The organism is uncultured Dokdonia sp. (assembly GCF_937910895.1).
Classification (GTDB): domain Bacteria; phylum Bacteroidota; class Bacteroidia; order Flavobacteriales; family Flavobacteriaceae; genus Dokdonia.
This window is the reverse complement of the sequence record NZ_CALEMI010000119.1, coordinates 22,450-35,642: the sequence shown is the minus strand read 5'-3', so window position 1 is coordinate 35,642 and position 13,193 is coordinate 22,450. Positions and strand designations below refer to the sequence as shown.

Sequence of the window (13,193 nt, the reverse complement as noted above, 5' to 3'; positions counted from 1 at the left end):
TAATCAATTTGCAGGAAAAAAAGAATTGATCTTAGGATATGGAGCTTACAAAAAGATAAAAGGATCTTGGATCAATAAACTCATCCGTTTTGAAACCGTACTGACTGCTATGCAATATTTCAGTTATGCTATGGGAGGAAGACCTTATATGGGTGTAGGTCGTAATCTTGCATATACGACACATCTCTTTTATGAGCAACGAGGTTTTATAAACCACATGAAAGTACAAAGTGGCGATGATGATCTTTTTGTAAATCAAGCAGGAACTAAAGAAAATGTTGCCGTAAACTTCAATCTAGATAGCTTTACAATATCTATACCTAAGAAAACCTTTTCTGAATGGTATACACAAAAACGTAGGCATGTGAGCACAGCATCACATTATCGCTTTAGAGATCAATTTTTTTTAGGATTGTTTTATACGAGTCAATTATTGTTTTTTATTATAGCGATCTTTTTACTTATACTTGGTTTTCAATGGGAATGGGTAGTTGGAATAATAGGAGTAAGATATCTTATTTCTTGGATAGCCATAGGAGCAAGCGCCAACAAGCTAAAAGAAAAAGATGTTGCCTTTTTATATCCTATTAACGAACTATTTTTATTATTTTTCCAATTGAGTATCTTTATCACAAACTTGATCTCAAAACCTAATCGTTGGAAATAAATCCCAGTACCATTCTTTCAGAAATTGAAAAAGCAAAAGAAGGCAAGCAAAGTGCCTACAATTTTTTGTTAAATACCTTCTGGAACGAAGTCTATAGATTTCAGTTGAAACGGACAAATGATGAGTATGAGGCTGAGGAAATTACCATCCAAACATTTTCAAAAGCTTTTGATAAGATTGATACGTTTAAAGAGCAATACAAGTTTAGTACTTGGCTTATTACAATTTCTAAAAATATTCACATTGACCTTTTAAGAAAGCGAGAATCTTCTATTCGATCTCAGATTACCAGAAAAGAAGAGGGCGTTTATAAAGTTCCTGACGAAAACCCTACTCCAGAAGATGCTCTGATTAAAGAACAAAATCTAGCACAACTTTTACGCTATATAAAAATGTTGAAGCCTCATTATCAAGAGATGATTAATTTACGGTATTTCCAAGAGATGAGCTATAAAGAAATGGAGCAAGCATTGGATGAACCTATGAATAATGTAAAAGTGAAATTACTTAGAGCTAGGAGACTTCTCGCAGATATTATTCAAAAAGTAGAACGATGAGTGGGATTTCTCTAAAAAGATTAGGACCAGGACTTCTTTTTGCAGGAGCTGCAATTGGCGTTTCTCATTTGGTGCAAAGTACCAAAGCGGGAGGCTATTATGGTTTTGGTTTATTATGGGCTTTATTACTGATTAATATTATAAAATATCCATCATTTCAGTTTGGACCTCGGTATGCGGCAGCGACTGGTAAAAGCTTACTACACGGATATCTCGGGTTAGGTAAAGGCGTTCTTATTACGTATGTTGTACTTTCTTTATTAACGATGTTTACCATTCAAACGGCAGTAACGATTGTAACTGCAGGATTGGCAGTCCAACTTTTTGGACTTGATTGGGATATTGCTGTTTGGAGTGTTGTGATCACCTTATTTTGTGCTATGATTTTAGCATTAGGGCGTTACAAATTGCTAGACAACTTAATGAAAGTTATAATTCTGGTGTTAACCGTGAGTACATTGTTTGCTGTGTTGTTCGCTTTTCGCGAAAGCATAACAACAGAAGGTCTAGGATCTTCAAAAGGACTGATACAGTTATTACCTACAGATGCGGTAGGTATTGCTTTTTTGATTGCATTTATGGGGTGGATGCCAGCGCCTTTAGATATTTCTATATTCCACTCTTTGTGGACTGTAGAAAAAGGGAAAACACAAAAAAATGATATAAAAACCTCCTTATTTGACTTTAACATTGGATATTTTGGAACCGTTGTTTTAGGAATTTGTTTTGTCACGCTGGGTGCTTTGGTCATGTTTGGGAGTGGCGATACATTTTCTGATAAAGGCGGAGTTTTTGCAGGTCAGCTTATTAGTATGTATACAAGTAGTCTTGGTGATTGGGCGGCAATTCTTATTGGGATTGCAGCTTTTACTACGATGTTTAGTACTACCTTAACCACGCTAGATGCTTCTCCGAGAGCAATGTCTACCGCAACAGAACTTTTAGGGTTAAAGAAAATAGCTAAGAGTTATCTCTTTTGGTTAATTGTCCTGATTATAGGAACCTGCGTGATTCTGTTCTTTTTTGTGAGTGAGATGGGACTATTAATTAAAGTAGCGACTATTTTATCCTTTTTGACAGCGCCTTTTTATGCGATTTGTAATTACTTGGTTTTTAATAGTACAGACGTACCCCAAAAAGCAAAACTAGGGCTTCCTATGAAACTATATGCTATCGTTAGTATTGTGTTATTAATTGCTTTTAGTTTCTGGTATGTGAGTACGCTGTTTTAATAGCTTTCCTTTTTGTTTTGGTTTCTATTAAAATATCACAATTTAAGATCTTTGATTAGTTTTTGAGTAATCTGATTTGCTCCAAAAGAATTAATGTGGTCACCATCACCAAAATAGTTATCTGGTAATTCAATTTGAGAATATTCTAAAATACTAACTCCCTTATTTTTTAGTTCAAGAATTACCTTTTCGAAGTTGCTAGTAGCATTCGTTGGTATTTGTGATTTATAAAGATTATGAACGGGTAAGTTAATGATGTAAAGTCCGATGCCTTTTTCAATACATAAATCGTGTATTTTTTTTAAATACTCAATTTGAACTTGGCTTTCATCATACAACTCATTTTTAGAATTGTAAAAATGAGTTTTAATTTTTTCATTGATTAAAAGGGTATCTAAGTTTGATTTTTGAGATTCTTTATAATTACCAATGTATGCGTTTCTTCCTTTTATTAATGTTTTGATATTGGTTTTAAGAATTAAATTTAAAACAGAATAAATATTTTCTTGGGAATTCTCATTTAATTTTTGAACTCCTTGAGGCTCTAGACTGAAAAAATATCTTGGGTACAAATTTTTATATCTATCTGAATTATTTAGAGCATAGGTTTTTTCGTCTTGAAAAAAACTCAGATTATGTGGAGATAAACTTAGAACAACTTTGGAAAGGTCTTCATTAGAAAGTATTTTTTTTAATTTATAATAAGTAAAAAAATAAGTTTCACCAGATTGAGAGATGTTTTTTATTTTAGGATTTAAGCCATCATTAATACCTGTCTCTGTATGAGAGTCTCCTATAATCAGAATTTTTACATCAGACTGCGAGTTGTTTTTTTTAAATACAAGGGCGTCTATAGATGCAATTAATACTGGGAATAGTATGACAGGTAGAATAAAAAGCAGTAGTTTGAAAATAAATTTTTTCATGTGACCCGTTTAAAATTGAAAGTAAATAAATTCTTGTTCTTCTCCCATAAACCAAAATATAGAAAATATAATGGCATAGTATAGCGCATAGCGAACAGGCTTTTTCAAAGTGAATTTTAAATTTGCAATTGCGTATTGCTCATTTCTGCCAAGCCATTCTATACCTAAAAAAACTAATATTAAAATTAACGTAGTTAACGCCTTAAGCATCCCCGGAAAATCAGGAATTGTAAATAACGATTTTGAGAAAATCGTAGATAGATAAGACCATGCGTGTCCAATGTTTTCTGCTCTAAAAAATATCCATGCTAAGACAGTCAAACTAAATGTGACTCCCATCTGATAAAGTTCGTTAAACTTTGGAAAAATAGAATCTTCTGCAACAACACCTGTATGTACTCTATTTTTATTAAGGATAAGTAATGGTAAAAAATATAAAGCGTTTAATGCACCCCAAACTACAAAAGTCCAATTTGCTCCGTGCCAAAATCCGCTAACAATAAATATCACAAATGTATTTCTTATTTTCATCCAAATCCCACCACGACTTCCACCCAAAGGAATGTACAAATAATCTCGAAACCATGTAGAAAGAGAAATATGCCAACGTCTCCAAAACTCTGCAATGTCTCTTGAAAAATAAGGAAATGCAAAATTCTGTTTTAAATTAAATCCAAACAGTCTTGAGGTACCTATTGCTATATCAGAATACCCTGAAAAATCTCCATAAATTTGAAAAGTAAAAAAAATTGCTCCTAATATCAAAGTACTACCAGAATAATCGCCCGAATGATTGAATATCTCATTTGCAATTTTTGCAGAGTTGTCAGCGATAACAATTTTTTTAAATAATCCCCATAATATTTGTCTCAGCCCATCTACGGCTTTGTCGTATTCAAAAGTTCGTTTGCTAAAGAATTGAGGTAGTAGATTTGTAGCTCTTTCTATGGGGCCTGCAACTAATTGTGGAAAGAAACTCACAAAGGCAGTAAAGGCAATAAAATCTTTTGTAGGCTCAAGTTTTTTCTTATAAACATCTATAGTATAACTAAGTGTTTGAAAAGTGTAAAAACTTATTCCAACAGGTAAAATAATATTTAATGAATTTGAATTTATTTCTGTTCCAAAAAATGAAAATGCACTTACAAAATTATCTAGAAAGAAATTATAATATTTAAAAAAACCTAGAAAACCAAGATTCACAAAAATACTTGTAAATAATAATACTTTCCTTTTTAATCTATTTTCTTCACTAGATAATTTTACTCCAATAGCGTAATCTACTAATGTGCTGAAGAAAATTAAGGAAAGAAACCTCCAATCCCACCACCCATAAAATAAATAACTAGCTACAACAATTAATAAATTTTGAATGCTTAAATTTTTATTAGTAACAAACCAATATAGCACGAATACTATTGGTAAAAATACAGCAAAGTCTATTGAGTTAAATAGCATTTATTTATTTGTGATTTTAGGAGTGAAATATAGAGTTTCTTTTTTTATAATATAATGCGTTATTTTGTCATTATTTAGAGTGTATTTACTTTTAAAGGAGTAAAGCACATATTGTAAATTTGAAATTTATTAGTAACAAAAGGCTTGTTTTATAGTTGTGATCCATATTTAATTCTAACGTACTCAGCCTTTGTTAATTTATATTTAAGGTTCTTTTGATCTTAAAAAATAATTATTTGCAAATAAAATAAAACTAAGGAGTTAATTGCTAATGAAATCTTCTAAATATTCATAATAATGATACTTTATTATAAAACTTGCCTTTAACGAGATTTTATCAAAAGCCCTATGGCACATCGTATTTATAAAAACTATCTTTGCGCCCTATGCAATTTGACCTTCTTACAACAGATCCTGCTAGTCAAGCTAGAGCAGGAACCCTTACAACAGATCATGGAGTGATCGAAACGCCTATTTTTATGCCGGTTGGTACGGTGGCTTCAGTAAAAGGAGTACATCAACGTGAGTTACGGCAAGATATCAATCCTGATATTATTCTTGGAAATACCTACCATTTATACTTACGTCCAGGGACGGGTACCTTACAAAAAGCAGGAGGATTGCATAAATTTATGAATTGGGATCGTCCTATCCTTACTGATAGTGGAGGGTTTCAGGTATATTCACTGTCGGGTCGTCGTAAGATCAAAGAGGAAGGGGTGAAATTTAAATCGCATGTAGATGGATCTACGCATTTATTCACTCCAGAAAATGTGATGGAAATCCAACGTCAGATAGGCGCAGATATTATCATGGCTTTTGATGAATGTACGCCCTATCCTTGTGATTATAGATATGCACAACGATCTATGCACATGACCCACCGTTGGTTAGATAGATGTATTACACATTTTGAAAAAACACCTGCATTGTATGGATTTGAACAAGCATTGTTTCCTATTATACAAGGCAGTGTCTATAAAGATTTAAGAACACAATCTGCAGAGTATATTGCAAATTCCAATGCTTTTGGAAATGCCATTGGCGGACTTTCTGTAGGAGAACCTGCCGAAGAAATGTATGCCATGACTGAGGTGGTTACCGCCGTATTGCCAGAAGAAAAACCACGATATTTAATGGGCGTAGGAACCCCTATTAATATTTTAGAAAATATAGCCTTAGGTATTGATATGTTTGACTGTGTTATGCCTACACGTAATGCACGTAATGGGATGTTATTTACAGCCCACGGAACCATCAATATCAAAAATCTAAAATGGGCAGAAGATTTTTCTGCGATAGATGAGATGGGTATCACTTGGGTAGATACAGAATATAGTAAAGCCTATTTACGCCATTTATTTAAATGTCACGAACTTTTAGGAATGCAAATAGCCACGATACACAACCTAGGATTTTATATGTGGTTGGTACGAGAAGCACGCAAGCAAATTCTTGAGGGTACCTTTGTAACTTGGAAAGAGATGATGGTAAAACAAATGGATAAAAGATTATAAATGAAAATCCTAGATTGGTATATATTAAAGCGTTACATCGGGACTTTTCTCATGATGCTTATTCTATTTATACCTATAGGGATTACTGTCAATCTTGCGGAGAAAATTGATAAAATTCTTGCAAATGAAGTTCCGTTTTTGGAAGTAGCTTTGTATTACTTAAACTTCACGGTGTACTTCGCCAATCTCCTTTTTCCGTTATTTCTTTTTCTCTCTGTGATTTGGTTCACGTCAAAACTAGCCAACAATACAGAAGTAATTGCATTTTTAAGTAGTGGGGTTTCTTTTTGGCGATTCTTACGCCCCTATATGATAGGCGCAACGATCGTATGTTTAGGCGCTTTTGTATTAGGTACATATTTGGCGCCAAAAGCAAACAAAGGCTACAATGAGTTTATCTTTGAGTATCTTAAAAGTGATAAGAAGAAAAATAATAGCCAAAAAACAAAAGATGTCTATCGGCAGATAGCAGACAATGATTACATTTATGTAAGCTCATTTAACACAAAAACAAAGACAGGTCGTGACTTTACGTGGGAACATTTTGAGAATAATGAAATGACCTATAAAATGTCTGCCAGTAAAATTAAATACAATCCTGAAGATACAACCTATACGTTGTTTACATATAAAAAACGTATCGTGGGTGTAGATGACGATATTCTAGAAAGCAGAGCCAAAATAGACACTATATTTCCCTTTGATATCGATGATTTAACTCCTGTAGAATATATCGCAGAAACTTTAAATACGCCTGAGTTAAGGAAGTTTATTGCAAAAGAAGAACTAAGAGGATCATCGTATATAAGTAGGTATAAGGTAACCCTCCAAAAACGATTAAGTCTACCTGTAGCTGCCTACATACTTACGATTATCGCAGTAGCCGTGTCTGCAATGAAGCGTAGAGGTGGTATGGGCGCCAACTTAGCTTTTGGTATTTTACTAGCCTTTGTGTTTATTTTTTTTGATAAAGTATTTGGGACGCTTGCCGAGCAATCTGATTTTCCACCATTGGTAGCTGTATGGTTTCCTAATGTTCTGTTTGCTATTTTAGCAGTATATCTATTGCGGAATGCAAAACGCTAAACTCCAAAGTTACCTCCATTTTCATTTCATCGTATTTATATGGGGATTTACCGCCGTACTAGGTTCTCTCATTAGTATAGATTCGGTGCCATTGGTATGGTTCCGAATGGGCATTGCTTCTCTATTTATATATGCATATATCAAGTGGAAAAAAATAGATATTTCGCTTTCGCGAAAAGCCTTCCTTTCCTTTTCCATCGCAGGCATTATCATCGCCGTGCATTGGCTTACATTTTTTGGGGCTATCAAAGTGTCAAACGTTTCAATCACACTAGCGATGATGAGTACGGGTGCTTTTTTTACAGCCATTTTAGAACCTATTTTTTATAAACGGAAGCTGATTTGGTATGAGCTGCTCTTTGGAGCTATTGTGATAGGCGCATTATATCTCATTTTTGAGGTACAACCAGAATATAGATTAGGAATTGGACTTGCCTTATTTTCGGCGTTTCTTTCGGCTGTCTTTACGTTGGTCAATGGCAAGTTTGTGCATGATCATAATCCTACCAAAATCTCGTTTTACGAACTGCTTATTGGCACCCTTTTTATTACGGGATATTTAGCTTTCGCGAAAGCGGACTCCTTCTTTACCCAAGACTTTTTTACGTTGCCATACACAGATTGGATTTATCTATTGATTCTTGCCTCTATCTGTACAGCGTATGCGTTTATTGCTTCCGTCAAAGTAATGAGACACCTCAGTCCGTACACCATTATGTTGACGATAAACTTAGAACCAGTTTACGGAATTTTACTAGCATTTATGGTACTAGGCGATAAAGAACAAATGAAGACAGAATTTTATTACGGAGCAGTGGTGATCTTACTTGTGGTCATTGCAAATGGGATTCTGAAAAATAGAAACCGTTTACGTTCAAAAAAAGGCATAGTCAAGTAGAAACTATTATATTTGTATTATAAACCAAACAAACCATTACGAGGGATCGTAAAAGGTAACAAACTGAAAATGGAATATTTAGATTTCGAATTACCCATTAAAGAGCTAGAAGAGCAATTAGAAAAATGTGCTATTATAGGAACTGAAAGTGATGTAGACGTAAGTCAGACCTGTAAGAAGATCGAAAAAAAGCTCGAGCAAACTAAAAAAGATATTTATAAAAACTTGACCGCATGGCAACGTGTGCAATTGTCAAGACATCCTAACCGCCCATATACGTTAGATTATATTAAGGCGCTTTGTGGAGACACCTTTCTTGAACTTCACGGAGATCGTAATGTAAAAGATGATAAAGCAATGATTGGAGGTCTAGGAAAGATCGGTGATCAGAGTTATATGTTTATAGGACAGCAAAAAGGATACAATACAAAAACGCGTCAATATCGCAACTTTGGGATGGCAAATCCAGAAGGCTATCGTAAGGCACTTCGTCTTATGAAGAGTGCAGAAAAATTTAAGGTACCCGTAGTGACGATTATAGATACTCCAGGTGCGTATCCAGGATTGGAAGCAGAAGAGCGCGGACAAGGAGAAGCTATTGCACGTAATATCCTAGAAATGACACGTCTCAAGGTGCCTATTATCGTTTTGATTATAGGAGAAGGCGCCAGTGGAGGAGCCTTAGGAATAGGCGTAGGTAATAAAGTATTAATGCTAGAAAATGCATGGTACTCTGTGATCTCTCCAGAAAATTGTTCTTCGATCTTATGGAGAAGTTGGGATCAAAAGGAAATTGCTGCAGAAGCTTTAAAACTAACAGCAAAAGACAGTCTGAAACTTAAAGTGATAGATGAGATTGTTAAAGAACCTCTTGGAGGCGCACACGCAAATAGAGAAGAAACTTTTGTAACCGTAAGAGGAGCGATTGAAGCATCTTTTAATGAATTGAAAAACTTATCACCAGAAGAATTGATGAATGAGCGGATGAAGAAATATTTAGAAATGGGCGTCTTTAAAGGTTAGTCCCCATTTTTTCACTTACTACCAAATCCGAACCTATTTGAGTTTCGGATTTTTTTATGACTATTAACAATAAATAAGAGTTATTAACAGTTGAATTGTTGATGAGGTGTTAAGATTCACCTAGCAAGATGGGTTTCATTAGCATCACAATTTGACTACATTCGTAACCATGGAAAAAATCAAGCCCACTCCAGCATATAACATATCCTCAGGACAAGTAATTTCTTTGGAAAAAGGAAAAATACCACCACAAGCACTTGATTTAGAAATAGTTGTGCTTGGTGCTTTAATGATTGATAAAAAAGGAGTTGATGAGGTAATTGATATCCTCTCTCCAGATGTTTTTTATAAAGATCAGCATAAACACATCTTTGAAGCCATTAGAATTCTCTTTGAAGAAGGGCAACCCGTTGACTTATTAACGGTTTCTGAGCAATTAAAGAAAATGGCAAAGTTGGAAGCTGTAGGAGGTGATTATTATTTAATTCAGCTTACGCAAAAAGTAGCTTCTTCGGCACATATTGAGTATCACGCTCGTATTATCTTACAGAAATATATTCAGCGTTCATTAATTAAAATTTCGAATGAAATTATCGAAGAGGCGTATGACGATACCACCGATGTTTTTGATTTATTAGATACCGCAGAATCTAAACTTTACGAAGTTACACAAGGAAACGTAAAACGAAGTAGTGAGTCTGCGCAAAACTTGGTGATTCAAGCCAAGAAGAAGATTGAAGAAATGTCTAACAAAGAAGGAATGTCAGGGATTCCGACTGGATTTACAAAAGTAGACGCACTTACCTCTGGATGGCAACCAAGTGATTTAATTATTGTGGCAGCACGTCCAGGTATGGGTAAAACTGCAATGACGCTAACTATGGCGCGTAATATGGCGGTAGATAATAATATACCTGTGGCTTTCTTCTCTCTAGAAATGTCTTCCGTACAGTTAATTACTCGTTTGATCTCCTCAGAAACAGGACTTTCTTCAGAGAAGTTACGTACCGGGAAGTTAGAAAAACATGAGTGGGAACAATTAAACGTAAAAGTAAAAAGCTTAGAAAAAGCACCCTTATACATTGATGATACGCCATCCCTTTCTATTTTTGATTTAAGAGCAAAGGCGAGACGTCTTGCTTCTCAATTTGGGATTAAGATTATTATGATTGATTACCTGCAATTAATGACAGGAGGATCGTCACAAAAAGGAGGCGGAAATCGTGAACAAGAAATCTCGATGATTTCTCGTAACCTAAAAGCATTAGCAAAAGAACTATCGATTCCTGTAATTGCACTTTCTCAATTATCACGTGCGGTAGAAACTCGTGGAGGAAGTAAACGACCACTCCTATCTGACCTTCGTGAATCTGGGGCGATTGAGCAGGATGCTGATATTGTATCTTTTATTTACCGTCCTGAGTACTATAAAATCGAAGAGTGGGATGATGAAGAACGCAGCCCAACCGAAGGACAGGGAGAGTTTATTGTTGCTAAACACCGTAATGGGGGATTGGATAACATCCGACTGAAGTTTATTGGGCATCTTGGTAAGTTTGATAACCTAGATGACTTTAGTACGCCTTATGAGTTTCATAGTAGTATGAACGCCGCTGCAAATGATGATACGTTTAAAACAGATAGTCTCCCTTCACCCGACCAAGCCTTTGGTGGCGAAGATGATGGGGTTCCTTTTTAGAAAATCACATTTTCTAGTATTTTAAAAAATTAAAGGTTTTTTGAATGCCTTTGTCATTCTTTAGAATTGCTATATAGACTCCTTTGTCTAGGCTATCTAAGAGTAAGGATTCGTTATTATGAGTGATAGAAACCTCTTTTTGTTTTTGACCGAGTGTATTGTAAACCGAAAACTGGGCAGGTTCTTCTAAGTTAAAAATAGCTAGTGACTCCGTGTTGTTAGTATAGGAAATTCTTATGGTGTTCCTTAAAGATTCTTCTACACTTAGATTAGCTGAATTATTATAAACAATACTATCAAAGCTAGCGTTTTCATTAACTATCGCTAATTCTAAAGAGCCATCTGCTCGTTCAATGATTAAATAAAAAAAGGTATTCCGAGCTATGTCATCATTAAAATAGAAATTAAAATGTACTTCTATAAATTCAGCAAACTCTGAGATTTCACATGTGTTTTCATCAATAGTAAATGGGGATAGTAAGTCGAAAGAATCTCCCTCTAGATATTCTATCTCAGCGCTAAATCCTACTTCGCATTGTGGATGTGTAATGACAAGCATATCTTCAGAAAATTGAGCAATAGCATTAAAATTTTCAGGACAAATAAAGATTTGAGAATTTGGAGGATCGTCTACAAAGGGAGCCATTATTTCTGCATACCAAGTATTTTCAAGTAATTCTACACTCTGGGCGTCTACAACAAAGGAATTTAAAAAGAGGAGTAGGGTTATACCTATTGATTTACACATATTGTAAGAGTTCTATATACTAGACCAAATAAATGATAAAAGGTTGCGTTTACAGTATAAGGTAGGAACTTATTTGTAAATTAGTACATCAATATGGTATGTTTTTTGAACGTTAGATTTTTATGAAGAAAATTTTATTTTTAGTTATATTTTTATTTACATATGCTTTCGCGCAAGCGTCCTATATTTTATTACCCATGGATGTAGACGGTCAACGAGAACACTTAAAAGCCTATGGAATCACTTATTGGGCTTTAGACCAACAAATCAAAGTAAAATGGTTACTCAACTATAGAGGCGGTTCCTTTTTAGTACCCGACACAGAGGACATCCGAAGAGAATGCACCATCCGTGGAGTTTCTTATGAAGTATTATCTGACGGAAGTACCGAAGAACTCTTAACGATGATTAGTAGCCCTTCTCAAAATATGGAAGCCGTCGTTCTCGAAAAAGCACCTAAAATTGCGGTATATACACCCGATAGTAAAGTGCCTTGGGATGATGCCGTAACCATGGTATTGACGTATGCTGAGATTCCGTATGAAACAATTTATGATGAAGAAGTACTAAGCGATCAATTGATTTTATATGATTGGTTACACTTGCATCACGAAGACTTTACAGGACAATACGGGAAGTTTTATGGTGCCTACCGAGCAGCACCTTGGTATATAGAAGAAAAGAAAACGGCTGAGAACTTAGCTACAAAATTAGGCTATGATTAAGTCTCTGAAGAAAAAAGAGATGTTTCTTTAAAAATACGTGACTATGTAGTAGGAGGAGGTTTTATGTTTGCCATGTGTAGTGCTACCGATAGTTTTGATATTGCGCTTGCCGCCGAAGGTGTTGACATCTGTGAACCGATGTTTGATGGGGATGCCTCAGATGCCGATTACCAATCTAAAATTGATTTTGGTAAAACCTTTGCCTTTAAAAATTTTACTCTAGAACGTTCTCCTACCGTATACGAGTTTTCATCTATTGATATGACACGTAAACGCGGGATCCCTTTTGAAACCGATTATTTTACGTTGAAAGATTATAGTGCCAAGTGGGATCCCATCCCAACAATGCTTTGTCAAAATCACACAGCGTTAGTCAAAGGATTTATGGGGCAAACTACCTCGTATGATTCTAACTTGATTAAGTCAAACGTGCTGATTATGGGAGAGAATCTGACGAACGGGGAAGCGCGATACATACACGGTATTAAAGGAAAAGGTTTTTTTACATTTTACGGAGGGCATGACCCTGAAGATTACCGTCATCGTGTAGGGGATCCTAAAACAGAATTAGAATTACACCCTAACTCTCCGGGCTATCGTTTAATTTTAAATAACGTGCTTTTTCCAGCTGCCCGTAAGAAAAAACAAAAGACCTGA

General features: G+C 35.0%; 10 protein-coding genes and 2 pseudogenes. 9 read left to right on the top strand and 3 right to left on the bottom strand.

Annotated elements, in window-relative coordinates; genetic code table 11:
• The 3 genes and pseudogenes from Q0505_RS14265 to Q0505_RS14255 all read left to right on the top strand — a co-directional run.
• Positions 1–667, top strand: a pseudogene (locus Q0505_RS14265) (glycosyl transferase family 2); the annotation flags it as partial.
• Positions 658–1,224, top strand: a complete 567-nt coding sequence (locus Q0505_RS14260; RefSeq protein ID WP_299214080.1) for a sigma-70 family RNA polymerase sigma factor — start codon at positions 658–660, stop codon at positions 1,222–1,224. The pseudogene Q0505_RS14265 and the gene Q0505_RS14260, both read left to right, overlap by 10 nt.
• A complete protein-coding gene (locus Q0505_RS14255) occupies positions 1,221–2,456 on the top strand; it encodes a divalent metal cation transporter (RefSeq protein WP_299214077.1) in 1,236 nt (411 codons plus the stop codon). Before Q0505_RS14260 ends, Q0505_RS14255 begins: the two co-directional genes overlap by 4 nt.
• A gap of 35 nt (positions 2,457–2,491) precedes the next feature.
• Here the strand turns inward: Q0505_RS14255 and Q0505_RS14250 are convergent, their stop codons facing one another.
• Positions 2,492–3,382, bottom strand: coding sequence for a hypothetical protein (locus Q0505_RS14250; protein WP_299214074.1), 891 nt, complete (start codon positions 3,380–3,382; stop codon positions 2,492–2,494).
• A gap of 9 nt (positions 3,383–3,391) precedes the next feature.
• Complete coding sequence (locus Q0505_RS14245) at positions 3,392–4,840, bottom strand: MBOAT family O-acyltransferase (RefSeq protein WP_299214072.1); 1,449 nt, start codon at positions 4,838–4,840, stop codon at positions 3,392–3,394.
• 386 nt (positions 4,841–5,226) lie between these two features.
• Between Q0505_RS14245 and tgt the strand changes: the two genes are divergently transcribed.
• The 5 genes from tgt to dnaB all read left to right on the top strand — a co-directional run bounded on the left by tgt (position 5,227) and on the right by dnaB (position 11,063).
• Complete coding sequence (gene tgt / locus Q0505_RS14240; protein WP_299214070.1) at positions 5,227–6,357, top strand: tRNA guanosine(34) transglycosylase Tgt; 1,131 nt, start codon at positions 5,227–5,229, stop codon at positions 6,355–6,357.
• On the top strand, positions 6,358–7,443 hold the full coding sequence (locus Q0505_RS14235) for an LptF/LptG family permease (protein WP_299214068.1): 1,086 nt from the start codon (positions 6,358–6,360) through the stop codon (positions 7,441–7,443).
• Positions 7,430–8,341, top strand: a complete 912-nt coding sequence (locus Q0505_RS14230) for a DMT family transporter (protein ID WP_299214066.1) — start codon at positions 7,430–7,432, stop codon at positions 8,339–8,341. Before Q0505_RS14235 ends, Q0505_RS14230 begins: the two co-directional genes overlap by 14 nt.
• A gap of 69 nt (positions 8,342–8,410) precedes the next feature.
• Positions 8,411–9,364 (top strand): acetyl-CoA carboxylase carboxyltransferase subunit alpha, encoded by a 954-nt coding sequence (locus Q0505_RS14225; RefSeq protein ID WP_299214063.1) that lies wholly within the window; start codon positions 8,411–8,413, stop codon positions 9,362–9,364.
• 169 nt (positions 9,365–9,533) lie between these two features.
• On the top strand, positions 9,534–11,063 hold the full coding sequence (dnaB, locus tag Q0505_RS14220; protein ID WP_299214060.1) for a replicative DNA helicase: 1,530 nt from the start codon (positions 9,534–9,536) through the stop codon (positions 11,061–11,063).
• Positions 11,064–11,076: 13 nt separating this feature from the next.
• Here the strand turns inward: dnaB and Q0505_RS14215 are convergent, their stop codons facing one another.
• On the bottom strand, positions 11,077–11,811 hold the full coding sequence (locus Q0505_RS14215) for a T9SS type A sorting domain-containing protein (protein ID WP_299214058.1): 735 nt from the start codon (positions 11,809–11,811) through the stop codon (positions 11,077–11,079).
• 197 nt (positions 11,812–12,008) lie between these two features.
• Here Q0505_RS14215 and Q0505_RS14210 point away from each other — a divergent pair.
• Positions 12,009–13,193 (top strand): annotated as a pseudogene (locus tag Q0505_RS14210) (asparagine synthetase B).